General features: G+C 29.9%; 24 protein-coding genes and 3 tRNA genes. 21 read left to right on the top strand and 6 right to left on the bottom strand.

Going from position 1 to position 26,559, the window contains the following annotated elements:
• Positions 1–6 precede the first annotated feature (6 nt).
• From argC to ACTTAT_RS06035, 7 genes are all read left to right on the top strand, one after another.
• Positions 7–1,020, top strand: coding sequence for an N-acetyl-gamma-glutamyl-phosphate reductase (gene argC, locus ACTTAT_RS06065; protein ID WP_440680140.1), 1,014 nt, complete (start codon positions 7–9; stop codon positions 1,018–1,020).
• Complete coding sequence (locus ACTTAT_RS06060; RefSeq protein WP_440680139.1) at positions 1,020–2,315, top strand: homoserine dehydrogenase; 1,296 nt, start codon at positions 1,020–1,022, stop codon at positions 2,313–2,315. The genes argC and ACTTAT_RS06060 overlap by 1 nt, the downstream gene beginning before the upstream one ends.
• Positions 2,315–3,256, top strand: coding sequence for a class II fructose-bisphosphatase (gene glpX, locus ACTTAT_RS06055; protein ID WP_440680137.1), 942 nt, complete (start codon positions 2,315–2,317; stop codon positions 3,254–3,256). The genes ACTTAT_RS06060 and glpX overlap by 1 nt, the downstream gene beginning before the upstream one ends.
• The gene (recJ, locus tag ACTTAT_RS06050) at positions 3,253–4,995 is read left to right on the top strand and encodes a single-stranded-DNA-specific exonuclease RecJ (protein WP_440680136.1); all 1,743 of its coding nucleotides are present in this window, start codon (positions 3,253–3,255) and stop codon (positions 4,993–4,995) included. The genes glpX and recJ overlap by 4 nt, the downstream gene beginning before the upstream one ends.
• Before the next feature lie 47 nt (positions 4,996–5,042).
• Positions 5,043–5,117 (top strand) — tRNA-Glu (locus ACTTAT_RS06045).
• Positions 5,118–5,215: 98 nt separating this feature from the next.
• Positions 5,216–5,983, top strand: coding sequence for a transporter substrate-binding domain-containing protein (locus ACTTAT_RS06040; RefSeq protein ID WP_440680135.1), 768 nt, complete (start codon positions 5,216–5,218; stop codon positions 5,981–5,983).
• A gap of 40 nt (positions 5,984–6,023) precedes the next feature.
• Entirely contained in the window at positions 6,024–6,755 is a 732-nt protein-coding gene (locus ACTTAT_RS06035) for an amino acid ABC transporter permease (protein WP_440680133.1), read from the top strand.
• Here ACTTAT_RS06035 and ACTTAT_RS06030 read toward each other — a convergent pair.
• From ACTTAT_RS06030 to nhaA, 3 genes are read right to left on the bottom strand one after another with little or no spacing between them, the layout of a single operon-like run.
• On the bottom strand, positions 6,752–8,122 hold the full coding sequence (locus tag ACTTAT_RS06030) for an MATE family efflux transporter (protein ID WP_440680132.1): 1,371 nt from the start codon (positions 8,120–8,122) through the stop codon (positions 6,752–6,754). The two genes, ACTTAT_RS06035 and ACTTAT_RS06030, sit on opposite strands and share 4 nt — an antisense overlap.
• 18 nt (positions 8,123–8,140) lie before the next feature.
• The gene (locus ACTTAT_RS06025; protein ID WP_440680131.1) at positions 8,141–8,608 is read right to left on the bottom strand and encodes a glutathione peroxidase; all 468 of its coding nucleotides are present in this window, start codon (positions 8,606–8,608) and stop codon (positions 8,141–8,143) included.
• A 46-nt stretch (positions 8,609–8,654) separates the two neighbouring features.
• Positions 8,655–9,842 carry a Na+/H+ antiporter NhaA gene (gene nhaA, locus ACTTAT_RS06020; RefSeq protein WP_440680130.1) on the bottom strand — a complete coding sequence of 396 codons (1,188 nt, stop codon included), beginning with the start codon at positions 9,840–9,842 and terminating at the stop codon, positions 8,655–8,657.
• An 85-nt stretch (positions 9,843–9,927) separates the two neighbouring features.
• Between nhaA and ACTTAT_RS06015 the strand changes: the two genes are divergently transcribed.
• The 3 genes from ACTTAT_RS06015 to ACTTAT_RS06005 all read left to right on the top strand — a co-directional run bounded on the left by ACTTAT_RS06015 (position 9,928) and on the right by ACTTAT_RS06005 (position 11,275).
• Positions 9,928–10,004: transfer RNA gene (locus ACTTAT_RS06015), tRNA-Pro, on the top strand.
• Between the two features lie 12 nt (positions 10,005–10,016).
• On the top strand, positions 10,017–10,298 hold the full coding sequence (locus ACTTAT_RS06010; protein WP_440680129.1) for an ETC complex I subunit: 282 nt from the start codon (positions 10,017–10,019) through the stop codon (positions 10,296–10,298).
• A gap of 2 nt (positions 10,299–10,300) precedes the next feature.
• Positions 10,301–11,275: a putative transporter gene (locus ACTTAT_RS06005; protein WP_440680128.1), complete on the top strand. Its 975-nt coding sequence runs from the start codon at positions 10,301–10,303 to the stop codon at positions 11,273–11,275.
• On the opposite strand, the gene ACTTAT_RS06000 is transcribed toward ACTTAT_RS06005, so the two are convergent.
• Positions 11,272–13,323: an ATP-dependent DNA helicase RecG gene (locus ACTTAT_RS06000; protein WP_440680127.1), complete on the bottom strand. Its 2,052-nt coding sequence runs from the start codon at positions 13,321–13,323 to the stop codon at positions 11,272–11,274. The genes ACTTAT_RS06005 and ACTTAT_RS06000 overlap by 4 nt on opposite strands.
• Before the next feature lie 65 nt (positions 13,324–13,388).
• Here ACTTAT_RS06000 and ACTTAT_RS05995 point away from each other — a divergent pair, with 65 nt between their 5' ends.
• The 4 genes from ACTTAT_RS05995 to secF are packed head-to-tail and all read left to right on the top strand — an operon-like array spanning position 13,389 to position 16,408.
• Positions 13,389–13,616 (top strand): succinate dehydrogenase assembly factor 2, encoded by a 228-nt coding sequence (locus ACTTAT_RS05995; protein ID WP_440680126.1) that lies wholly within the window; start codon positions 13,389–13,391, stop codon positions 13,614–13,616.
• A gap of 42 nt (positions 13,617–13,658) precedes the next feature.
• A complete protein-coding gene (gene yajC / locus ACTTAT_RS05990; RefSeq protein WP_009360212.1) occupies positions 13,659–13,943 on the top strand; it encodes a preprotein translocase subunit YajC in 285 nt (94 codons plus the stop codon).
• 6 nt (positions 13,944–13,949) lie between these two features.
• Positions 13,950–15,500: a protein translocase subunit SecD gene (secD, locus tag ACTTAT_RS05985; RefSeq protein ID WP_440680125.1), complete on the top strand. Its 1,551-nt coding sequence runs from the start codon at positions 13,950–13,952 to the stop codon at positions 15,498–15,500.
• Positions 15,500–16,408: a protein translocase subunit SecF gene (secF, locus tag ACTTAT_RS05980; RefSeq protein ID WP_440680123.1), complete on the top strand. Its 909-nt coding sequence runs from the start codon at positions 15,500–15,502 to the stop codon at positions 16,406–16,408. Before secD ends, secF begins: the two co-directional genes overlap by 1 nt.
• Here the strand turns inward: secF and uvrA are convergent.
• Positions 16,405–19,290 (bottom strand): excinuclease ABC subunit UvrA, encoded by a 2,886-nt coding sequence (gene uvrA, locus ACTTAT_RS05975; RefSeq protein ID WP_440680122.1) that lies wholly within the window; start codon positions 19,288–19,290, stop codon positions 16,405–16,407. The genes secF and uvrA overlap by 4 nt on opposite strands.
• A 91-nt stretch (positions 19,291–19,381) precedes the next feature.
• Between uvrA and ssb the strand changes: the two genes are divergently transcribed.
• From ssb to ACTTAT_RS05945, 6 genes are all read left to right on the top strand, one after another.
• Positions 19,382–19,840: a single-stranded DNA-binding protein gene (gene ssb, locus ACTTAT_RS05970; protein ID WP_009360216.1), complete on the top strand. Its 459-nt coding sequence runs from the start codon at positions 19,382–19,384 to the stop codon at positions 19,838–19,840.
• A gap of 13 nt (positions 19,841–19,853) precedes the next feature.
• Positions 19,854–22,400: a DNA gyrase subunit A gene (gene gyrA, locus ACTTAT_RS05965; protein WP_440680121.1), complete on the top strand. Its 2,547-nt coding sequence runs from the start codon at positions 19,854–19,856 to the stop codon at positions 22,398–22,400.
• On the top strand, positions 22,393–22,890 hold the full coding sequence (gene coaD, locus ACTTAT_RS05960; protein WP_440680120.1) for a pantetheine-phosphate adenylyltransferase: 498 nt from the start codon (positions 22,393–22,395) through the stop codon (positions 22,888–22,890). The genes gyrA and coaD overlap by 8 nt, the downstream gene beginning before the upstream one ends.
• Positions 22,890–23,453, top strand: coding sequence for a peptidylprolyl isomerase (locus ACTTAT_RS05955; RefSeq protein ID WP_440680119.1), 564 nt, complete (start codon positions 22,890–22,892; stop codon positions 23,451–23,453). The genes coaD and ACTTAT_RS05955 overlap by 1 nt, the downstream gene beginning before the upstream one ends.
• Positions 23,454–24,560 (top strand): tRNA guanosine(34) transglycosylase Tgt, encoded by a 1,107-nt coding sequence (gene tgt / locus ACTTAT_RS05950; RefSeq protein ID WP_440680118.1) that lies wholly within the window; start codon positions 23,454–23,456, stop codon positions 24,558–24,560.
• Positions 24,561–24,618: 58 nt separating this feature from the next.
• Positions 24,619–24,694, top strand: a tRNA-Lys gene (locus tag ACTTAT_RS05945).
• 137 nt (positions 24,695–24,831) lie between these two features.
• On the opposite strand, the gene ACTTAT_RS05940 is transcribed toward ACTTAT_RS05945, so the two are convergent.
• Positions 24,832–25,656: a M48 family metallopeptidase gene (locus ACTTAT_RS05940; RefSeq protein ID WP_440680117.1), complete on the bottom strand. Its 825-nt coding sequence runs from the start codon at positions 25,654–25,656 to the stop codon at positions 24,832–24,834.
• A gap of 116 nt (positions 25,657–25,772) precedes the next feature.
• Between ACTTAT_RS05940 and ACTTAT_RS05935 the strand changes: the two genes are divergently transcribed.
• Positions 25,773–26,393: a DUF502 domain-containing protein gene (locus tag ACTTAT_RS05935; RefSeq protein ID WP_440680116.1), complete on the top strand. Its 621-nt coding sequence runs from the start codon at positions 25,773–25,775 to the stop codon at positions 26,391–26,393.
• The last annotated feature ends 166 nt before the right edge of the window (positions 26,394–26,559 follow it).

Below are 26,559 nucleotides of genomic sequence, written 5' to 3'. Positions count from 1 at the left end.
AATATAATGAGTGATAAGCTAAATATTGCAATTGCTGGTGCCACGGGGTTTGTGGGATTAGAAATTATAAAAAAAATTTCAAATCACCCGAATGTTAATATTAAATATCTATTTGTGAAAGAAAGTATCAACGAAGATATTTATAAAAGTTTACCAAAAACTATAAAAAATTTACCCAAGTTAAAAAAACTAGATATTAATTTAATTAATGAGTGTGATGTTTTTTTTCCAGCATTACCACATGCTGAATTGCACAAACTTGCAAAAGAAATATCAAGTGATGTCGTAATCATTGATTTATCTGCAGACTTTAGATTACCTGATATTACTACATATGAAAAATGGTATAAAATAAAACACGAAAGTCCTGAATTGCAAAAAAAATCTGTTTATGGTCTATCTGAAATTTATAGAGATAAAATTAAATCATCTAATTTAATAGCATGCCCTGGTTGCTACCCAACGTCTGTTTTAATACCGTTATATCCACTGGTTTCAAAAAACTTAATCGAAAATCATAGTATTATCATTGATAGTAAATCTGGTTATTCTGGAGCGGGTAAAAAAATTTATAACAATGATCAATATCCAAACTTAGATGAAAATATTGCAATTTATGGCGTCGGCCAGCACAGACATATGCCAGAAATTGATTTTTATTTATCGCAATTTTCTAATGATAAAATTGAAGTTTCTTTTACACCACATTTGATACCAACATTTAGAGGAATGCTTTCAACAATTTATGTTAAATCTCAAAACTCTTTAGACGAGCTTTTTAGTGCAATGGATGAGCAGTATAAAAATGAGCCTTTTGTAGAAGTTTTAAAATCTCAAATGATCAATACTGACAAGGTAACAGATACAAACAAAACTCTAATTGCTATTCACAAAAGCAACATCAAAAATTCATTTATTATCTCTTGCAGCATTGATAATTTGTTAAAAGGTGCCGCAGGGCAAGCAATACAAAACTTTAATATAAGATTTGGTTTTGTGGAAACATTGGGATTAAATTAATGAAAACTTTTAATATTGGAATTATTGGACTTGGTAATATTGGATTGGAAGTTTATAAAAACATCAAAAAAAACGCTTCAGATATTCAAAAAAAAACAGGTTTTAAACTAAATGTTACCAAAGCATCCGCAAGGAACATTGGTAAAAAAAGAGGCGTGAGTTTTGCAAAAGGTGTTTTAGAAAAAGATCCATTTAAAATCATTAAAAATTCTAACATTGATATTATCGTTGAGTTAATTGGTGGCTCAGATGGCATGGCTAAAAAAGTTGTATTCGAAGCTATTAAACAAAACAAACATGTTGTTACCGCTAACAAAGCTTTGATTGCCAAGCACGGTGATGCACTGTCTATTCTTTCAGAAAAACACGGTGTTAATTTGTTATTTGAAGCAGCGGTTGGTGGAGGAATACCAATTATTCGCTCTATCAAACAAGGCTTAATTGCCAATAAACTTCATCATATTTATGGAATTTTAAACGGAACAACAAATTACATTTTAACAGAGATGGAAAAAAGAAATGAAAATTTTCCAAATGTTTTAAAAGATGCTCAAAGATTAGGTTATGCAGAAAGCAAACCAACTGCGGATGTTGATGGCCACGACGCTGCAGATAAAATATCCATTCTGAGTTCGATTGGTTTTGGAACCAAAATCTTAAATAAAGGTTTTTTAGTTGAGGGAATTAGGAATATTGAAATTGATGATATTAAATTTGCAAAAGAACTTGGCTATAAAATTAAATTACTTGCTATTGCTGAAAAAGTTAATAATCAGATCAAACAACGTGTTCATCCTTGTTTGATACCATTTAACTTGGATGTGGCGAATATAGACGACGTTACAAATGCAGTAGTAGTAGATGGGAATCCAATTGGTAGAACAATATATGAAGGTCCTGGCGCAGGAAAAGGACCAACATCATCAGCAGTAATTTCTGATATTACTTCAATAATGCTTGGTGGTGATGAATTTTCTTTTGGTCTATCCCCATCATCTAAGAAAAAAATAAAACTATTTAATTTTGATAATCACCATTCAAAATATTACATACGTTTTCTGACAAAGGATGTACCTGGTGTTTTGTCAAAAATTACATCAAGTTTAGCGAAGAACAAAATAAGTGTTTCTAATTTAATACAAGAGCCTTCAACCAAGGGAACAGCTAATGTAATGTTAATTACTCACAGCTCGAAAGAATTAAATATTCAAAAAGTTTTAAAATCATTATCAAAGCAAAAGAAACTATTTAAAAAAATAGTTATGATAAGGGTGAGAGATTTTAAAAAATTATAATGCTAGATCCAAAATTACTTGATCAAATTATTGATGTAGCTGCAAAAGCTGCTTACAAATCTTCTTTATTAAAAGGCAAGGGTGATAAAAATGCAGCCGATCAAGCTGCGGTGGATGCTATGCGTAATGAATTAAATAGCATGAGTATCCAAGGCAAAGTGGTCATTGGTGAAGGTGAAATGGACGAAGCTCCAATGTTATATATTGGTGAAATTTTAGGAAAATCAAAAGAGCCAAAAATTGATATAGCAGTTGATCCACTAGATGGAACAAAGCTTGCTGCCAACAATCAACCAAATGCTATCTCTGTAATTTCAATATCAGAAAAGGGGCAATTATTACAGGCGCCCGATACATATATGGATAAAATTTCTGTGGGTCCCAATTTACCAGATGGTGTCGTTGATATCGATGAAGATATTAAAAAAAATATAGAAAACATAGCTAAAGCAAAAAATAAAAATGTTAAAGATGTTTGCATCTGCATGCTTGATAGAGATCGTCATCAGCATTTTATGGATGGAGCGAAATCATTAGGATCAAAACTTAAATTAATTTCTGATGGTGACGTTGCTGGATCAATATTTTCAGCTTTAGATAGTTCAGAAGTTGATATGTATGTTGGAATAGGGGGTGCTCCTGAAGGTGTATTGGCTGCTTCGGCTATCAAATGTTTAGGTGGACAATTTCAATCGAGATTAATTATTGAAGATGATGATGAAATAGCAAGAGCAAATAAATTAGGTATTACTGATTTTAATAAAAAATATAATTTAAATGATATGGTTAAAGGTGATGTAATTTTTTGCTCAACCGGAGTAACCGATGGCGAATTAGTATCCGGTATTCAAGTTGAAGAAAATAAGTTTCACTCAGAAACATTTGCTCTTCATTATTCTCAAAAATTTTTTCAAAAGGTTAAGAAGACATACGACATATGAAAAATCACTCTGTCCAAGGTAAAGAGTGGGTTATTAAAACATTTGATAAAAATTCAGCAGAACACATATCTAAAGAATATAATTTAGATTTTTTAACATCAAAGTTATTAGCAATACGCAACATTAACAGTGAGAATATAAAAAATTTTTTAGACCCAAAAATTAAAAACTTTTTACCCAATCCTCTGCGCTTTAAAGATATGGATAAGGGTCTTAATGTTGTTGCTAAACATTTAAGAAAAAAATCTAAGATATGTATATTTGGAGATTATGATGTTGATGGAGCAACCTCTAGTGGCATCATGTCAAAATACTTAGGTCATTTAAGCATTGATCACTTCGTATTTATTCCTGATAGACAAATTGATGGTTATGGGCCATCCGTTGAAACTTTTGAAAATATTATTAAAAAAGATGTTAATTTAATTATTGCGCTTGATTGTGGAACGACTTCTTTTGATGCAATTGACTTTGCAATGTCTAAAAATGTTGACGTTGTTGTGATCGATCATCACAAATCCCAAGAAATCCTACCAAGTGCAAATGCAGTTATTAATCCTAATCGTATAGATGAAAACGGAGATCATTATTATTTATGTGCAGCTGGTGTACTCTTTGTATTTCTTGTAGGTTTAAATAAATATTTGAGAGAAAATAATTTTTTTTCTGAAACAGGATTTGCAGAACCCAATCTATTAGATTTACTTGATTTGGTAATGATGGGAACCGTTTGTGATGTTGTGCCTTTGATAGATTTAAATAGGGCATTTGTCTTTCAAGGCTTAAAGGTTGCATCACAAAGAAATAATCTTGGATTAAAAACATTAGTTGATTATTCAAAAATAAAAAAAAGGTTATCTACTTATGAGGTTGGCTATGTGCTTGGACCTAAAATAAATGCTGGTGGAAGGATAGGTAAATCTGAACTTGGATATAATCTTTTAACCACAAAAAATGCTGAAACTGCATATTTAATCTCTAGTGAACTTGAGAGTTTAAATTTGAAACGAAAAGATATTGAAAGAAAAATAGTTGATGAGGCAATAGAATTGGCTGAAAAACGTAACGATGAACCAATTATTTTTTTAAATAAAAATGATTGGCATGAAGGTTTAATTGGGATTGTTGCAAGTAGATTAAAAGATCACTTTAATAAACCGTGCTTTATCATTTCTCAAAAAGGTGATGACTGCAAAGGTTCAGCAAGATCTATAGTTGGTTTTGATGTTGGGTTAGCAATAACAAAATGTAAACAATTAGATCTAATTATCAAAGGTGGAGGCCACCCAATGGCTGGTGGTTTTAACTTAAAAGAAGATAAGTTAATAAGTTTTAAAGAGGAGCTAATAAAATCTTTTCTTAAATCTAAAGAAAGTAAAGAGAACAATATTGTACAAATTGACAGCTATCTTGAGAGTACAGCAATTAATAATGAATTAATTGAAAAATTAAATTATCTCGAGCCTTATGGTTCAGGAAACAGAGAACCAACATTTGGGTTTGAAGATTTTAAAGTTAGTAAAGTTATTGAAACTAACAATAATCATGTCAAAGTTGTACTTCAAAAGGGAAATTTTTATATTGATGGAATATCTTTTAATTCTAAAAACAAAGATATTGGCAATTATTTAATGAATTATAAAAAAACTTTTAATGTTGCTGGAAAAATTAAGCTCAATGAATGGAATGGAAGATCAAAAATTGAGCTTATAATTGATGATATTCAACTAATTAATTAAATTTTTTTATTGATTATAGATCAATAATAAATAAAAACATCCGTTCAGGTCCCTTCGTCTATCGGTTAGGACACATGGTTTTCATCCATGAAAGAGGGGTTCGATTCCCCTAGGGACCGCCACATCAAATAAAACTTTTAAGAACATTTGTGCGTCAAGATGGTTCATATTATTGAAGAAATATTAATAAAAACTTCTACTTTAATTGATATAAGGACTCATGAAAAAAATTTTATCTGCATTACTTTTTGTAATTATATCTTTGTCTGCACACGCAGAATCTAGTTTAAACAAAATTCTTTCTTCTGGTGAATTAAGAGTTGGAACCACAGGTGATTGGGACCCTATGAGCGTTAAAGACCCTTCTACTAATACATATAAGGGTTTTGACATTGATGTGATGAATGAACTGGCTAAAGATATGGGTGTTAAAGTTAAATTTGTTCCAGCTGAATGGAAAACAATTGTTTCAGGCATTACATCAAACAGATATGATATTTCAACAAGTGTAACCAAAACCCCTAAAAGAGCTAAAGTTGCGGGTTTTACAAATACTTATTATAAATATGGTACCGTTCCTTTAGTTTTAAAGAAAAATTTAAGCAAATTTTCAACTTGGGATTCTCTAAATAATAAAAGTGTAACGATAGCTACAACTTTAGGAACTTCTCAAGAAGAAAAGGCAAAAGAATTTTTTCCAAAATCTAAATTAAATTCTGTTGAAGCTCCAGCAAGAGATTTTCAAGAAGTGTTAGCTGGTAGAGCAGATGGAAATATAACTAGTTCGACAGAAGCAAATAAGCTGGTTATCAAGTACCCACAATTAGCAATAGTTCCTGATGGAGAGAAAAATCCAGCTTTTCTTGCAATGATGGTAGCCAAGGGTGATGATAAATGGAGAAACTATGTGAATGATTGGATAGCGAAGAAAAAATCATCTGGTTTCTTCAAGAAGTTATTAGCCAAGTATAATTTGAAAAGCTTATAATCAATTAGTAATTAATTATTAATACATTATAACTTTTAGAGTGAAAAAATTATTTTTTTTACTTTTAGCTTTTCCTTTAACATCTTGTGGTAGCAATGAATTGAATTGGTTAATTCTATCTCCAAATAATATAGAAGGATTAACTAACCTTAAGTTTCTATTAAGCGGTTTATCTACAACCATATTTATTTCTGTAGTTTCAATAATCATTTCAATTTTTATAGGATTAATTGTTGCTTTGCCATCTTTGTCAAAAAACAAAATTTTAACTTATATGAACATTGGTTATGTTGAAATTGTAAGGGCTATTCCTCTCCTGGTTCTAATTCTATGGATATATTATGGGCTGCCAATTATGACTGGAATAAGCTTTAGTCCCTTTGTTTCAGGAATTATTGCTTTATCAATTAGCGAGAGTGCATTTCAAGCTGAAATTTTTAGAGCAGGAATTAATTCTATAAAAAAATCACAGTGGGAAGCTGGCAGTTCACTTGGTTTAAATTTTTACAGAATTTTAAGATTGGTCATCCTACCACAGGCTATAAAGAATATTTTGCCCGCAATAGGTAATCAGTTTGTCTATGTATTGAAGATGTCATCATTGGTTTCAATTATTGGTATTGGAGATTTAACCAGAAAAGCTAATGAGCTTGTTGTAACTACTTATAGACCTCTAGAAATTTATACTTTTTTAATTTTAGAATATTTAATTTTAATATTAATTGTCTCTTACTTTGTCAGAAAATTTGAGAGAAGATTAAAAAAAGACTAGGAAATAAAAAGTTTCTTATTTTGTTTAAAGACATTATTTAAAAAGTGACCAATGAAAACCAACACAGCAAAACCCATTATCCAATTAGTTACCATTATCGTATAAAAAATATCTTCATAATCTCCACCTCTAATAATAATCACATACCATAGACACAAAAAAGGAAATGCGGTTAATCTCAAAATACTTAGATACAGACTGTATATTGGTTTCTTCAATGCTTGAAAAACCGCAGTAGTGATAAAAAATACTGGGTATATTGGTCCAATTAGAGCAGCTATCTGTAAGTAAACAACACCATGTTTTATCACCTCTGCATTGTCGGTAAACAATGAAACTAAATATTCTGCATTAAAAAAAATAATCAAACCAGCACAGATCATAAAAAATGATCCAAAAAGTAAAGCTTTTTTATATAATTCTCGAATACGATCAAAATTTTTAGCTCCAAAGTTTTGACCTCCAATTGATAAAACTGCTGTATTTAATCCGATAACAGGTAGTAAAAATACTTGTTCAATTCTTAAAGCTGCACCATAACCAGCAGCTGCAAGTTCTCCAAATTGTCCAATAAAATACAATACGTTAAAAATACCAACCCCAATTAACAACATGCTAAACATAATTGGCAACGATTGTTCAAATAACTCTTTAATAAGACCAATCTTAGGAATAAAACACTTAATTTTTAAATATTTTTTTAATTTACAAGAGTTGACTTTGTATAACAAATATAGCGCTCCAATTAATTGGGAAATTACAGTTGCTATTGCTAAACCTGAGATACCAAAAGCTGGAACGATACCGTATCCCCAAATAAATAATGGATTTAAAAATATATTAAGAAAGAAACTAAAAATTAATACATTCCTGTAGCTTCTTGTATCACCTTGAGCATTCAAAGTGCCATTAAGAGAAGTTTGAATCAAAACAATACAAGTTCCATAAAAGATAATATCCAAATACTCTCTAGTTAGTCTTATACTTTGCTCATTAGATCCTAAAATTGATAATAAAAAATTTGAAGAATTCAGACCTACCAAGGTCACAATTGTTGAAATAGTAACAGCAAAAACAACAGACTGTGCAATTAATAGCGAGGCTTTTTTTGCTTTTTTTTCACCCAGAAGATTTCCTATACAAGCATTTGTAGCTGCGCTTATACCTACTCCAACAGCAACAATGACAAAATAGATAGGAAATGATTTAGCTATAGCACCAATTGCTTCAGCAGATATTTTGCCAGCAAACCATGTGTCGACTAGATTATAAAAAGTTTGAAATAATGATCCGGTACTTGCAGGTATTGTTACTCTTCTAAGTAGATACCAAATAGGATCTTTGGTTAGTTTTATTGATTTAGACAATTTATTTCAGAAATAAAATTACAAAATTTTTTCAATAGCACCTCTAAATTTTTTACTATCAGGTTTTGTAAATGAGCTAAATGTATCTTCAACTTGACCATCTTTATTGATTAAAATTTTGTAAAAATTCCACTTTGGTTTACTTCCATGCGTTTGATTTACCCACTGATAGAAAGGATGTGCATCTTTACCTTTGACTTTTGTTATATCTGTCATTGGAAAATTAATACCAAAATTTACTTCACAGAATTTTTTTACTTCTTCTTTTGAGTTTAGCTCTTGATTAAAATCATTTGATGACACGCCAATAACTACTACATTTTTTTCTTTATACTCGTCCCATATCGATTGAAGACCCTCATATTGATTTGTAAACCCACACCTGCTCGCAACATTTGTAATAACAAGCGTCTTACCTTTGTAGTCTGAAAGGTTTAGTTTACCACCATCAATACTGTTGAAACTGAAATCATAGGCTGTTTTCATGGATGAATAGGATACAATATTAAATATAAGAAATATAATTAAATAATTAAATAGCCGCATTTTTGATCTTCGTACAAGACATCAACATTGCATACCCAAGTAATGTAGAGAATAATGAACCTAGTAAAACACCAATCTTCACGCCATCAATTACATCTGAATTTGGAAATGCAAGATTTCCAACAAATAAACTCATTGTAAAACCAATACCCGTTAGAACTCCAACAGCATAAAAACTAATCCAACTTGCCCCTTGAGGTTTTTCAGCATAACCTAATTTTATTGCACCATAAGAAAATGCAAATACACCCAATTGCTTTCCCACAAATAATCCAAGAAGGATTCCCAAAGGTACAGGTTCAAATAATTGGTTTATTGACATTCCATCAAAGTTTACACCAGCATTTGCAAAAGCAAAAATTGGCATGATCAGAAAAGAAACATATGGAGCTAAAGTATGCTCTAAATGCTTTAACATTGAGCTGTGATGAGATTTATCTGATTTATGTGGTATTGCTATGGCCAACAAAACACCAGCAATTGTAGCGTGCACACCAGATTTATAGGTAAAGAACCACATGAATAATCCTACAAAAAGATAAACTGACAAATATTTTACATTTGTTTTGTTCATAATCATAAGAATTGCAAAACAAGAAAACATTAAACCAAGAAAAGTAATATTTAATTCGGTTGTGTAAAAAAGGGCAATAATTATTACTGCACCCATATCATCGATGATTGCCAAAGCTACCAAAAATACCTTTAATGATAGCGGAACCCTAGAACCTAATAACGAAAGAACACCAATTGAAAACGCGATATCTGTAGCAGATGGAATTGCCCATCCTTTAATTGTGTAAGGATCCTGGTAGTTAAAAGCTATATAAATTAAAGCAGGAACTAACATTCCACCAACTGCACCTAATATTGGTAGTGCAGCCTGAGCTGGCCTGGACAATTCACCTTCTACAAATTCTCTTTTGATCTCTAAACCAACTAATAGAAAGAAAATTGCCATTAAAGCATCATTAATCCAATGGTGTACTGACATTTTAAGAACAAAATCACCATAACCTAGAGCATAATAGGTTTTTAACGCTTTGAAATAGCTATCGCTTAAAGGTGAATTACTCACTAACAACGCAATTATAGTCATGACAAGAAGTGTCACACCCGCTGATGTTTCATGCTTAAAATACCACCTAAAAAAAGAAGAAATTTTTGTAATCACGCCATATTTAATATCATTTAGAAATTAAAAATGAAATTCTTAATTCTTTAAAAGATAAATAAAATATGTATATAACAGTCTTAATCGGGGCATAGCGCAGCCTGGTAGCGCATCTGGTTTGGGACCAGAGGGTCGCAAGTTCAAATCTTGCTGCCCCGACCATTAAATAAAAATATGAAAAAAGCAAAAATTTATATTCCTTCAAAGTCTGCAATGCAATCTGGAAAAGGCAAGTCGAATAAATGGTTATTAGAGTTTAATAAAAGTAAAACTGAAAATGACCATCTCATGAATTGGGTATCATCTAATGATACACAATCTCAAGTGAAATTATTTTTTTCAAGTAAAGAGGAAGCAATAGTCTACGCAAAAAAAAATAATATTAATTTTGAAGTTATTGAACCAAAAAAAAATAAAATAATTATTAAATCTTACGCAGATAATTTTCTATCGTAATAATGTTAAGAAGTTTCTTTTTAAATAAAAAATGGCTTCTTTGGTCTTGGGGTGGGGGATTATTTTTAATACTTTCTCTGTTAATTCAAGTTACAATTACAGTTAAAATTAATGAATGGTACAAAGGTTTTTACGATATTTTACAAAAACCTACAGAAAACGATATTTCTGTATTCTGGGATAAAATTTTTGAATTTGTTTATTTAGCAATGCCATATGTAATTCTGGCAACCTTTACAGCATATTTCACAAGACTTTACGCGTTTAGATGGAGGGAGGCGATGACTTTTGACTACATTCCTTATTGGACCTCTGGAAGAGCAAAGGTTGAAGGATCTGCTCAAAGAATACAAGAGGATACTATGAGATTTGCTAAAATTGTAGAAAGTCTTGGATTGCAAATTGTTAGAGCTATTATGACTTTAATTGCATTTACACCTATCTTATGGGGCTTGTCTGAAAAAGTTGAAATTGATTTTTTAAAAAATATTCCAGGATCTTTAGTATGGATTGCTTTTGCTACAAGTTTAGGAAGTTTATTAATCAGTTGGTTTGTTGGAATAAAATTACCTGGTTTAGAATATAATAATCAAAAAGTTGAAGCAAAGTTTAGAAAAGAATTAGTATACGGTGAAGACGACAGAGATAATTATGCCAAACCCGATACTGTATTTCAATTATTTACTGGAATTAAATTTAATTATCATCGTTTATTTTTACATTACGGCTACTTCGATATATGGATTAATATTTATGATCAATTTATGGTGATAGTACCTTATCTTGTTATGGCTCCAGGTTTATTTACAGGTGCAATTACACTTGGTTTTGTAATTCAAGTATCAAATGCTTTTTCGAGAGTTCATAGCAGCTTTTCATTGTTTACCCAGAATTGGACAACAATTACAGAGTTAAGATCGATTTATAAAAGATTAAATGAATTTGAAACTGCCATTGGATATAAAAAAATAGCTTAACCAGTATCAATAATATTTAAAACCTTGTCTTTTTTAAAGATTTTCAGCAAAATTTTAAATTTAGCATAAGACTCTTCATCTAATTTTTCTATTTCATCCTTAGCCAGGTCAAATAAATGAGAGTGATATAATGGATCAGCTATAGTAAAATCTTTTTCTCCACTTTGTTTATAACCAATTATATCACCAAAGCCTCTTAGTTTTAAATCCTCCTCTGATATAAAGAAACCATCACATGAATCTTTCATTACTTTCAATCTCTTCTTCCCAGTCTCTGAGATAGATGATGAATAAACTAATAAACAATAAGCTTTTGATCCAGATCTACCAACTCTTCCTCTTAATTGGTGTAATTGAGCTAAACCGAACCTTTCTGCATTTTCTATTACAATAGTATTTGCATTTGGATTATCTATTCCAACTTCAATAACTGTAGTAGAAATAATACATTTAATATTTCCATCTATAAAGTTTTCCATAATTAAATCTTTTTCATTTTTTGAAAGTGAACCGTGTATTAATCCAATATCATAGGAAATCTTATTTTTTAAAAAGTCATATCTTTTGATTGCTGCAGTCAGTTTTAATTTTTCGCTTTCTTCTATTAATGGACAAACCCAATAAACCTGATCACCTTCGTTAATTTTTTTATTTACAAAATCAATAATCTCATCAAGTTTATTAAGTGGCTTGGTAAGTGTTTCAATATTATTATTTGAAAAGGGTTTATTCTTTATTGTTGAAATATTCATATCCCCGTAATTTGTTAAAATTAATGTTCTTGGAATTGGTGTGGCAGTCATTAAAATAACATCTGTATTATCAGATCCTTTTTGAGATAAATTTATTCTTTGTTTGACACCAAATTTATGTTGCTCATCAATAACCACCAAACCCAAATTAAAAAACTCTATTTTTTCTTGAAATAAAGAGTGGGTTCCAATGATAATATCTATTTCATTTTTTTTTAATTTTTCTCTTACTTTTTTTTGATCTTTAGTTTTTGTTTTCCCTGACAATAATTCAATTTTGATATCTTGATTTTTAAATATTTTTTGAAAAAATTTGTAATGTTGTATAGCTAAAATTTCAGTAGGGACCATGATAGCTGATTGATAATTTGATAAATAATTTAAATATGACGATATTAACGCAAGTACAGTTTTTCCAGACCCAACATCACCTTGTAGAACACGCATCATTTTTTTATTAGATTTCATATCTTCAATAATTTTATCTAAACATTTGTTTTGATCGTCTGTTAATTGAAATGGTAATAATTTTTTTATTTTATTTATTTGATCTATTGAAATTTTTTTTGGTATTTTTTTAATTTTTTCTAACCTTTTTTTTATTTCATTAAATATCAAAAGATTGCTGTATATTTCATCAAAAGCTAAACGTTCATAATAAGGAGAATTTTTATTAACATCTTCGTTGTAGACAGGATTATGAATTCTTTTTAAACTTTCTGACCAAGATAACCATTTCATTTTATTTAAAAAATTTAAGTCATGCCATTCATCGATTCTAGATAAATTGTCAGCTTCCTCACTGTAAATTTTTTGCAAAGTTTTATCGGATACACCTGATATGGAAGGGTATTTTGACATAATTTTTTTTATATCAGCGCCTTTATCAGTTGAGCGTATATAATCTGGATTAGTAATTTGGTATTTATTTTTATAAAATGTTACTTTTCCACTTACTACGACTTCTTCATTCAAAGGTAGAGTTTGTTTAATGTAATTCTCTCTTGAATTAAAAAATACCAAATCAATTTTACTAAATTCATCGACACACGAAACTCTACTGGGTAAATTTTTTATTCTTGGAAAATTATATTTAATTGGTGTTACAAATATAGTTGATATTTTTCCTATTTCTAATTGATCTAGTTTTGGACAAAATCTTCTATCTATTGTACCAGTAGGAAGGTTGAGTAAAAGATCAACTTTGTTAAAAATATTTTTTTCTTCCAATTTCTTCTGTATTTTTGGACCTATGCCTTTAATCTTTAGCACAGGGTCAAATAAGCTATTTTTCATTGAATATATTATTTATTTTTATATTTATTTTAATTGTGAGCAATACAGACTTTGTAAAAAAATTAATGTTTAGATCATCACACAGGGGAACCAAAGAAATGGATTTGGTTCTTGGCGGCTTTTTTAAAAACAACCATTCAAGTTTATTGCCTACTGATTTGGATGAATTTGAGAGATTGTTAGAATTTAGTGACAAAGCTCTCACTGATTATTTTGTAATGAATATTTCAAACAGTCAAATTGAAGACATTGGAATAGCAAAAAAAATAAAGAGTTACTTGGAAAGACAATAATTATAGGTTGAATTATTTATTCATTAGTTTAAACACTTCGCCATGGATGGAAAAACATTAGGTCAATTTATACCTCTAATACTAATATTCGTTATTTTTTATTTCTTATTAATAAGACCTCAGCAAAAGAGAATAAAAGAACATAAAGCAATGGTCGAAGCACTAACTCGAGGTGATAATGTTGTTACATCTGGAGGTATTGTTGGTAAAATTATTCGAGTCATTGATAACGAAAAAGCAGAAATTGAAATAGCTGATAATGTAAATGTTCAGGTAATAAAATCTACCATCACTCAAGTTTTGAGTAAGACTGAGCCAAAAGACTAATTAAGTGTGTTACATTTTTCTCGATTAAAAATTTTTTTTATTTCGTTAACAATTTTAATAGGCTTATTTTTTTTTATACCAAATTTTTTAAATACACCTTCAAAAATATTTCCAGAAAAAAAAGTTGTATTAGGTTTGGATCTTCAAGGAGGATCTTATTTGTTACTAGAAGTAGATTCTAAGCCGCTATTTCAAGAAAAAATTGACACAAAAGCATTTGATATTAGAAAAAAAATTAGATCAGAAAGAATAAATTATACAAACTTTAAAATTAATAATTCGCAAACAATTTCTTTTCAAATAAATCTTGAAAACAAAAATAAAATTGAAAAATTATTAAATGATAAAGATATTAATTCCAGAGTAGACGAAACAAATAAAGAGCTGCAATTTGTTATTAATGACAATATTGTAAATATAAATTTTAGTACAGCTTATCTTCAAAGGATTAAAAAAAATGCAATGGAACAGTCTTTAGAAATTATTAGATCCAGAATTGATGAACTGGGAACCAGAGAGCCAACAATTATTGCACAAGGTGAAGAGAGAATCTTAATCGAATTACCGGGAATAAAAAATCCAAAAAGGATTAAGGAAATTATTGGAACTACAGCTAAATTAAGTTTCAAATTTTTAGCAAACAATGATGCCAATAGTAATAGCTTTGATGTTTTGGATTCTAAAAGTAAGTTAGAAAAATTTAATGTTGAGAAAACATTGGTGCTCTCTGGTGAACATTTAACTGATGCTCAACCAGGTTTTGACAATATAAACAATAGCTCTGTTGTAAATTTTAAATTAGATAATTTTGGCGCAAAAAAATTTGCTTATGCAACTAAAAATAACATAGGTAGAAGATTGGCAATTGTAATTGACAATCAAGTGGTTAGCGCACCTACAATTAGAGATGCAATAACAGCTGGTAGCGGTCAAATATCAGGTGGTTTTAGTGTAGAGGAGGCTAATAATTTAGCAATTGTACTAAGGTCAGGCGCATTACCTGCACCAATGTCTATCATTGAAGAAAGAACTGTAGGTCCAGACCTTGGTCAAGAAAGTATAGACAAAGGTATCATGTCACTAATAATAGGATTTGTTTTAGTAATAATTTATATTTTAATTAACTATAGAATATTGGGTATTTTTGCCAATATATCACTTTTAGTAAATTTAATTCTACTTTTAGGAACATTAACATTAATTGAAGCCACATTAACATTGCCCGGTATAGCAGGAATTATTTTGACAGTTGGAATGGCTGTTGATGCGAATGTTTTAATTTATGAGAGAATTAAAGAAGAATTATTAATTGAAAAAAATATTATGATTGCATTTGACAACGGTTACAAAAGGGTTTTAACTACTCTTTTAGATGCAAATATCACAACTTTAATCGCTGCAATCGTATTATATTTTATAGGTAGCGGTCCAGTTAAAGGTTTTGCTGTTACTTTAGCAGTTGGGATAATTACTTCTTTATTTACAACATTTATCCTGGGTAGATTGTTTGTGGCTTCATATGTTAAGTCAAAAAAAGGGGAGATGATTAAAATATAATGTTTAATATTTATAATAGTAACATCTCTTTTTTAAAATTTTATAAGCAATTTTACTTATTATCTTTTTTGCTTATAGTTATTTCTTTTATCTCCTTTTTTTCAAAAGGTTTGAACCTTGGAATTGATTTTAAAGGTGGGACAGTTATTGAAATGCAATTTGATAAAAAATATTCAGCTACAAATATTAGAGATGCCCTTATTCAACAAGAATTAGGCGATGTAAAAGTCAAAGAATTTGGGAACAATCAGACTTATCTAGCAATTTTTGAAAAGAAAAGTGGAAAAAGTGACTTTATACCAAATGTAAAAACACAGTTAGAAAAAAGTTTGACGGAAACTATCAATTTTAGAAGAGTTGAAATGGTAGGGCCAAAAATTAGTAAAGAGTTAACCAAAAGCGGTATATATGCTGTCATAACTGCATTAATTTTAATGCTTTTTTATATTTGGCTTAGATTTGAGTGGCAGTTTAGTTTAGGATCAATTTTAGCTTTGTTACATGATGTCATGTTAACTCTAGGCGCGTTCAGCATAATTGGTTTTGAATTTAATCTTTCTATAATAGCAGCTATTCTAACAATAGTTGGTTATTCCATGAATGATACGGTTGTAATTTATGATCGTATAAGAGAAAATTTAAAAAAAGATGATAAGAGTGATCTCTTAGATTTAATAAACATTTCTGTTAACGAAACTTTGCCAAGGACTTTAAAAACTTCAATCACTACTTTATTGGCCTTAATTGCTATTTATTTTTTCGGTGGTGAAATATTGAGAGGTTTTTCTTTTGCTTTAATTTGGGGTGTTCTTGTCGGTACTTATTCATCAATTTTCATTGCTGCACCTCTAATATTAATTTTTAATGTTAAAAGAGATTGGAATGAAGTTATAGACAAAACACCTTAGGCAGACTTTTTTAATTTAGACTTATTTATTGATATAATTTTTTCTAAATATTCACCCGTATAACTATTTTTAATTTTAACTAAATCTTCAGGTTTTCCTTGAAATAATATTTGACCACCATTATCTCCACCTTCTGGACCCATATCTATTAACCAATCTGCAGTTTTTATAACATCCATATTATGTTCGATAACTAAAACTGTATTACCTTTTTGCACAAAAGCTTGGAGAACTTCTAACAATTTTTTTATGTCATGAGCGTGTAGTCCTGTTGTTGGCTCATCTAAGATATAAATAGTTCTACCTGTTGACCTTTTGGACAATTCTTTAGCAAGCTTTATCCTTTGTGCCTCACCACCAGAAAGAGTAGTCGCTTGTTGACCTATTTTCATATAACCAAGGCCTACTTTTTGTAATGTGAGTAGTTTATCTTTAATGACAGGTATATTTTCAAAAAAACTGACGCCTTCGTCTACACTCATGTCTAGCACATCAGCAATGCTTTTATTTTTGAATGTTACACTTAATGTTTCACGATTATATCTTTTTCCTTTACAAACATCACATTGCACAAAAACATCTGGTAGAAAGTGCATTTCATAAGTTATAACTCCATCACCCTCACATGCTTCGCATCTTCCACCTTTTACATTGAAGGAAAATCGCCCAGGCTTGTATCCTCTGCTTTTGGCTTCTGGCAAACCAGCAAACCAATCTCTAATTGGTGTAAAAGCACCTGAATATGTAGCTGGATTTGACCTTGGTGTTCTTCCTATAGGAGATTGATCTATATCTATAATTTTATCTAAATACTCAAATCCTTTAATACTTTTAAATGGTTGTGGCATCTGTCTTGAGTAAGATTTGTTAATCATTAAATTTAAAGCTCTATACAGTGTATGAAGCACTGCCGTTGATTTTCCACTTCCAGAAACGCCTGTTACACATGTAAAAGTACCTAATGGTATATGCAAGTTAACGTTTTGTAGATTGTTTCCTGTGCAACCAGTAATTTGAAGAAATCTTCCATTTTTTGCAGTTCGTCTACTCTTAGGAATTGATATATATTTCCGTCCAGAAAGATAATCACCTGTGATACTTTTTGTATTCTTTTTTATTTCATTAATATTTCCCTGTGCAACTACAGTTCCTCCATTAATACCTGCTTCGGGACCTATATCTATTATATGATCCGAGGTTAACATCGCTTCTTCATCATGCTCTACTACTATTACAGAATTTCCAAGATCTCGTAATCTTTTTAGAGCTTCTAACAATTTAGAGTTATCTTTTTGATGTAAACCTATTGATGGTTCATCTAAAACATAGAGAACGCCTTGTAAACCTGAGCCAATTTGTGAAGCAAGCCTTATTCTTTGAGACTCTCCACCAGATAAAGTACCAGATGCTCGTGATAAATTTAAATAATCTAAGCCTACATTAACTAAAAATTTTAATCGTTCATTTATTTCTTTTAAAACATGTTTGGCTATTTCATTTTCTTTATCTGTTAAAATATTAGGTAAATCTAAAAACCATTGATTAGCCTCTTTTATTGATAATTTTGTAACTTCACTGATATTTTTTTTATTAATTTTTATACAAAGCGCCTCTTCTTTTAATCTAAAGCCATTACAAGAAGAGCATTCTTTTTCGCTTTGGTATTGAGATATTTCTTCTCTTTTCCAGTCACTTTCAGTTTCTAAATATTTTCTCTCTAAATTTGTAATAACTCCTTCAAATGTTTTTGTACTAGAATATTTTCCATAACCATCATCATATGAAAATTTGATTTCCTCATCATCAGAACCATATAAAATAATTTCTTGAATTTTTTTCGGGATTTTCTTCCAGGGATCACTTAAAGAAAATTTATAATGTTTGGCTAATGATGATAATGTTTGAGCATAATATAAAGAAGAACTTGATGACCAAGGTTTAATGCAACCATCCGCCAAGGTAATTTTATCATTTGGTACTACTAATTTAGGGTCTACAAACAAATCCATTCCAAGACCATCACATTCAGTACATGCACCAAATGGTGAATTGAATGAAAATAATCTTGGTTCAATTTCTTCAATCGTAAAACCACTTTCAGGGCACGCAAATTTTGATGAAAAAGTAATTTTTTCAACTTTTTGATGTTCCTTAGGTAAGTTTTCATTTTTATATTCAGCATAAATGAGGCCATCAGAAAGCTTTAAACCAGATTCAATACTTTCGGAGATTCTTTTGATTTCGTCTTTTTTATTTGTAAATTTATCAATTTGAACATCAATATTATGTTTAATTTTTTTATTTAAAGTTGGTACATCGTCTAAATCATAAATTTTATCGTCTATTCTAACTTTCTCATAACCCTGTTTTTTTAAAGCTTGTAATTCTTTTTTATATTCACCTTTTCTTCCTCTGACTATTGGAGAAAGAATTATAACTCTTGATGGTTTTGGAAAATCCAAAATTTTATCTACAATTTCAGAAACTGTTTGAGATTTTATTTCTTTTCCAGTAAATGGTGAGTAAGGGATACCAACCCTTGCATATAAAACCCTCATATAATCATAAATTTCAGTAACCGTTGCAACTATAGACCTTGGATTTTTTGAAGTTGTTTTTTGCTCTATTGAAATTGCCGGCGATAAACCTTCAATTAATTCAACATTAGGTTTTTTCATTTTATCTAAAAACTGTCTTGCGTATGCAGATAAACTTTCCACATATCTTCTTTGTCCTTCGGCATATATTGTATCAAATGCTAGCGATGATTTTCCTGAGCCGGATAAGCCTGTAATAATGACTAATTTCTCCCTCGGTATTTCAACTGAGAGATTTTTTAAATTATGTTCTTTAGCCCCTTTAACTATTATGTTTTTAAGCATGCCTGTTGATGGTTTATTTAATAATTACTTATATCTTGCACTGATATATGTTAAAAATAGATCAATTTAAATCACTAAAAAACATATAATTATGGCTGGCAGTTTAAATAAAGTGTTACTAATTGGCAGGTTAGGTAACGATCCGGAAATAAAGCAAATGTCGAATGGGAAAAATGTAGCTAGACTTAGTTTAGCTACTTCAGAAACATGGAAAGACAAGAATACCGGCGAAAGAAAAGAAAAAACCGAGTGGCATCGAGTAGTAATATTTAATGAAGGTTTGGTTAATGTGGTGCAACAATATCTTAAAAAAGGTGCCCAAGTTTACATAGAAGGTCAAATCCAAACTACTAAATATACAGATAATAATGGGCAAGAAAAGTACAGTACCCAAGTTATACTTCAAGGATATAACTCTACTCTCACAATGCTTGGTGGTTCAACTGGTAGTAATAAAATTGATGATGGCAGCATGAATCAAGACTCAAGTTCTTTGCCATCTGACAACAATGTTTCATCAGGTGATTTAGATGATGAAGTTCCTTTTTAGATCAAAATAATAAATGTCATCAAAAAATCTAGGCAATAGAAATATCAGTGATGAAATGAAGTCCTCATATTTGTCTTATGCTATGAGTGTAATTGTTTCTAGAGCATTACCGGATGCTCGTGACGGACTAAAACCCGTACATAGAAGAATAATATACGCTATGTATAAAGGTGGTTATGATTGGTCCAAACAGTTTAGAAAATCAGCCAGAGTAGTTGGGGATGTAATAGGTAAATACCATCCTCATGGAGACCAAGCTGTTTATGATGCGCTTGTTCGCTTAGCACAAGATTTTTCAATGAATACAAAATTGCTAGAAGGTCAAGGTAATTTCGGATCTTTAGATGGTGATAGAGCAGCTGCTATGAGATACACTGAAACTAAATTAGCGAAAATATCCGAATTTCTAATTTCTGACATTGATAAGAATACTGTTAATTTTCAAAATAATTATGATGACACCGAAACTGAACCTGTTGTTCTTCCAGCTCAATTTCCAAATTTATTAGTAAATGGTGCCGGTGGTATTGCAGTTGGAATGGCAACAAATATACCACCTCATAACCTTGGAGAAGTAATAGATGGAACTTTAGCATACTTAGATAATAATAAAATCTCTGTATCTGAAATTATGAAAAAAATTCCAGGTCCTGATTTTCCAACCGGCGGCATTATCTTAGGAAAAAATGAAATAAAAAATGGATATGAGAAAGGCAGAGGTTCAATTAAAATAAGAGGTGAAATAGAAATTGAAGAAGGATCACGAGATAGAAAACTAATAATTATTAAATCTGTTCCTTATCAAGTTAACAAAACCGTTCTTATTGAAAAAATAGCTCTTTTAATTAGAGATAAAAAATTAGAAGGTATTGCAGATCTTCGAGACGAGTCAAATAAAGAGGGTGTGAGAATTGTAATTGAGTTGAGAAAAGGAATTAATCAAGAAATTATAATAAATCAGCTGTATAAATTTTCTCCATTAGAAAGTTCTTTTGGGTTTAATACTTTAGCAATAAATGAAAAAAAACCAGAACTATTAAATTTAAAACAATTCATTGAAATTTTTGTTAGCTTTAGAGAAAAAACAATTATCAAAAGAACTTTATTTGATTTAAAAAAAGCAAAAGACAGATCTCATATTTTAATAGGTTTATTTATTGCTATAGAAAATATAGATGAAATAATATCTATTATAAGAAAGTCTAAAACGCCTAATGATGCTAAGGTTTCATTGTTAAAAAAAACTTGGAATTTTAAAAAATCAAAATTAGACAAAAATATATTAAATATTAATGAATTAAGTGATTTAGATCATTACCAATTATCAGATTTTCAAGTAAAAGCTATATTGGACTTAAGATTGCAAAAATTAACAGCAATTGGTTATGATGAAATCAATGATGAATTATCAGAACTTTATGAATTAATAATAAAACTTAAAAAAATACTAAATAACAAAACTGAGTTAATTAATCTTATAAAAAACGAATTAATTGGTATAAAAAATAAATTTTCAACACCAAGAAAAACAAAAATCATTGATCAAATTACTTCAGTAGAAGTTGAGGATGTTATTCAAAAAGAACAGGTAATTGTTACCGTTACAAACAAAGGTTACATTAAAAGAACGCCAGTAACTAATATCAAAGCTCAAAAAAGAGGTGGGAGAGGAAAAATTGGTATAATTACGAGAGAAGAAGATTTCGTAACACAATTATTCTCAGTGAATACTTTGACACCTGTATTATTTTTTTCAAATAAAGGGATTGTTTACAAATTAAAAACTTGGAAGATTCCAGAAGGTTCAAATCAATCAAAGGGTAAGTCTTTGCATAACTTGCTACCTATAGATAATCAAAGTTATGTGTCATCTATTATGCCTTTGCCAGAAAATGAAAATGAATGGTCTGATCTAAATATAGTTTTTATTACAAAATTAGGAAAAATAAGAAAAAATAATTTAGAAGATTTTAAGAATATTCAATCTAATGGAAAAATTGCTATGAAGCTAGACAAGGACGATGAAATAGTTTCCGTAAAATTACTTAAAGCAAATGAAGATGTAATGATTAATTCTTATCTTGGTAAAAGCTTAAGAGTTAATAGTAAAAAAATTAGATTATTCAAAGGTAGAAGTTCAAAAGGAGTAAAAGGAATGAACTTGAAAAACAATGATCGTGTAATTTCTTTATCTATTTTAAATCCAAACATTATCTCTTCTGATAAGGATGAAATGAAATCTAAAGAAGAGTTTATCTTAACAATAACTGAAAACGGCTATGGCAAAAGGTCATCAGCATACGAGTTTAGAGAAACAGGCCGTGGCGGACAGGGTATTATAAATATTTCAACAACTGAAAGAAATGGAAATGTTGCTGCTTCTTTTCCAATTAAGTCTGATGATGATATCATGTTAGTAACCAGCAAAGGTCAAATGATAAGAGTTAAAGTAAATGAAATAAGAGTAGCGGGTAGAAATACTCAAGGGGTAAGAATATTCAAAACATCTTCGGATGAAAAAGTTGTAACTGCAGTAAGATTAGCTGATAATAATGAGTAAAAAAATTGCACTTTACCCCGGAACATTTGATCCAATAACTTTTGGTCATCTAGATATTATTAAAAGAGCTACAAAAATTGTCGATGAGTTGCATGTTGCTATAGCTACTAATAATGAAAAAAAATGTCTTTTTAATTTAAAAGAACGAATTGATATAGTTAAGAAAACTATTAATGCACTCCCTAAAAATATAAAAAATAAAATTAAAGTTACTAGTTTTAATATGCTAACAGTAAATTATTGTAAAAAAATTAACGCATCTATTATAATCAGGGGATTAAGAGTCGTTGCAGATTTTGAATATGAATTTCAATTGTCAGGCATGAATAACAAGCTAGATAAAAACATCCAAACTATATTTTTAACAGCAGATATAGAAAATCAAGCTATTTCATCAAGAATGGTTAAGGAAATTGCCTCACTAAATGGCAATGTTGCTAAATTTGCTCCGAGACCAGCATTAATATATTTAAAAAAGAAATATAAATAATGAATTTAAATAAAAAAATTTTATTAGTTTTTTTTTTATTATTATTCACAACAAAAGGAGAGTCAGTGGAAAATCCAAAAATAACGTTAAAGCTTAAATACGGAGAAGTAAAAATTGAATTATTCAAAGATATAGCACCAAATCACGTAGAGAGAATTTTAGAATTAAGCAAAAAGGGTAAGTATGATGGTGTTGCATTTCATCGAGTTATAGATGGTTTTATGGCTCAAACTGGTGATGTACAACACGGTAATACAAAAGATAATTTTAATCCTGCCATGGTAGGTACAGGTGGATCTGATTTGCCCGATTTAAAGGCAGAGTTTAATGATGTTCCACATGAACGCGGGATTCTGTCTATGGCAAGATCACAAAATCCAGATAGCGCAAATAGTCAATTTTTTATTTGTTTTGATACACATCCACACTTGGATAGACAGTATACTGTTTTTGGCAAAGTAACTTCGGGTATGGAATTTGTTGATCAAATCAAAAAAGGTGCACCTGGCTCTGGTTCTGTTGATAATCCAGATATTATTGAAAAAATAACAATTGAAAATTAAATGCCAGCGACGTTTTCATTATTAAATGAAGACAGCGGTGCAAGACTTGGTAGGATTGAAACCAGAAGAGGCTCAATAGATACTCCAGCCTTTATGCCTGTTGGTACAGCCGCAACTGTTAAAGCTTTAACTGTTGATCAGGTTAATCAAACAGGGTCACAAATTATACTATGCAACACTTATCATCTTTATCTTAGACCAGGTACTGACCGGATTGAAAGATTTGGAGGTTTGCATGGTTTTATGAATTTTGAAAAACCTATTCTTACTGATTCAGGTGGTTTTCAAGTTATGTCACTATCAAAAAATACAAAAATAAGTGAAGATGGAGTAACATTTAACTCTCACATTGATGGTAAAAAAATATTTTTGTCTCCAGAAACAAGTATAGATATTCAAAAAAAATTAAATTCTGACATCGTTATGGTTTTTGATGAATGTCCTGAGTATTCGAAAGATAAAAGTATAATTAAAAACTCAATGGATTTGTCTATGAGGTGGGCAAAAAGGTCTAAGATTGAATTTGGAAATAATGATGAAAAAATGCTTTTTGGTATTGTTCAAGGTGGAATATTTAATGATCTTAGAAGAGAAAGTCTAAATAGATTAATCGACATAGGTTTTGACGGTTATGCCCTTGGTGGACTTGCAGTAGGGGAGTCTCAAATAGAAATGTTCGAAACAGTTGAGGAAATATCTCCACTAATGGATAAATATAAACCCAGATATGTCATGGGAACTGGAACTCCAAGCGACTTATTAGGTGCTGTTAAAAGAGGAATTGATATGTTCGACTGTGTTCTACCTTCACGGACTGGAAGAACCGGTTTAGCTTTTACATGGGAAGGAAAATTAAATTTAAGAAATGCAAAATATACCAAAGATGACGCTCCCCTGGATATCAATGTTGATTGCCCAGCATCAAAACTATATTCACGAAATTATTTGAATCACTTGATAAATTGTAATGAAATTTTGGCATCTACGCTGATTACTTGGCATAATATTGCTTTCTATCAAGATCTTATGAAAAAAATTAGAATTTCCATAGAAAATGGTAATTTTGAAGATTTTTACAATCAACAAATTGAAAAATTAAGTTATTAAAAATGCTTGAAATATATAGGTTTTTTTAATACATGAAGTTAATGTTTTCATAACATGTGGGCCCTTAGCTCAGTTGGTAGAGCAATTCCCTTTTAAGGAATGGGTCGCAAGTTCGAATCTTGCAGGGCTCACCACGTAAAAGCATGTTTTATTTTTTAAATTGTTTTAAGTGTAAATCTTCTGTGAAAGTTTCAATTAACGATTATAGATCAAAAAAAAGAGTTTATTGTTCTAATTGTTTGAATGAGACCTTTAAAAAAATAAAAAAAAATTAGATATTTTTAATTTTTGGAAACTGACTTCTTATTTGTGGTATCCAATTTCTTATTTGTCTAATTCTATTCGTTGGAGAAGGGTGTGTACTTAAAAACTGAGGAACTTCAGAGCCCATTTCTTTTTTCATACGCTTCCAAAGCTCTGCACCCTCATAAAGATTATATCCCGTAAGAGATGCAAATGCTAAACCAAGGTAATCAGCTTCACTTTCTTGACTTCTTGTAAAAGGATTAAAAACACCAACTTGCAAAATGTCTACACCAGTATTTTGGCCAACAGTATTTCTTGTTCTGCTTATTGCACCACCAGTAAATATATCTATTACTGCGGTACCCAAATTTAAAGCCATTGCTGCGCTTGCTCTTTCAACAGAATGCTTAGCAACAGCATGTGCAATCTCGTGACCCATAACATTTGCCAAGCCATCTTCATTTTTAGTTACTTTTAATATTCCCGTATAAACAGCAATTTTTCCTCCAGGCATGCACCAGGCATTTAATGTTTTGTCATCATCTACTAATATATACTCCCATTTAAAATTCTTTGTTGGATCTTTTAGATTTTTACTATTAAAATAAAAAGCAATTGCTTTCTCCATTTTTTCACCAATTCTTTTAATCATATTAAGCGTTTTTATATCTTTGCTCATTTTAGCTTTCTTTTTAAATTGATTATAAGCTTTTATTGCATTTGCATTTATTGTTGCTTCAGGAATAATTTTTAATTGTTTTCTATTTGTAATAGGTGCAGACGTACATGAAGGTAGCAATACGGAGCAACATCCGCACCCTAAATAAGTAATAAATTCTCTTCTTTTCATTAACTGTATTATATTATATTATTTAATTATGAATCTAAATAATAAAGTTTTAATAGTAATTTTAGTGCTAATTTTGACATTTATAGTTTATTCAGCCGGTCATAGCATATAAAATAATGTCAAAAGATACTGAGATAAAAAAAATATCATTTTTAGCTAAAATTAGAAATTATTTTTTAGCTGGAATTGTCGTTTTAATACCAATAGGCATTACAATTTATTTTTCAATATTTGTAGAAAGGGCATTTTCAAATTTATTACCAAAGTATTTAAATCCTAATAATTTTCTTCCTTTTGATATTCCTGGTTTAGAAATATTAATAACATTCTGCATTATAACATTTATTGGAATGTTATCAGTTACATTCGTTGGTAGATATTTTATAAACTTAAATACCAAGTTGTTTAATAGAATCCCTGTCTTAAAAACAATTTTTAATGGCTTAACTCAGTTAACCAAAAGTTTTGCATCAGATGACACTAATAATAAGAAAAAAATGGTTTTAATTGAGTATCCAAGGAAGGGTATTTATTCTCTTGGCTTTGCAACCAGTGTTAATTCAGGTGAAGTTACTGATAAAGTAGGGGAGAAAATGATTAATATTTTTGTTCCCACAACACCAAACCCCACAAGTGGTTTTTTATTAGTGGTTCCTGAAAAAGACGTAACGTATTTAGATATGTCTTTTGAGGTAGCTTCTAAGTTCATAATGTCAGCGGGCTCAATTAAGTCCTAATTATTGAGAATTTTGCTATTCTAGGCTGCTCAAGAGGAACAGAGATGGCTAAATCGCTATACTCTCTTGAGCATAGTTATTTTTTATGTTTTTTAGCTATTTTGTCTATAATTATTATGTTTACTATTAATTAAATAAATAAATTAATTATATGATATATAACCTG

It is taken from the genome of Candidatus Pelagibacter sp. HIMB1517, from assembly GCF_052047895.1.
In the GTDB taxonomy this organism is placed as follows: domain Bacteria; phylum Pseudomonadota; class Alphaproteobacteria; order Pelagibacterales; family Pelagibacteraceae; genus HIMB114.
The sequence above is the reverse complement of the archived record's forward strand: the minus strand, read 5'-3'. Positions and strand labels throughout refer to the sequence as shown.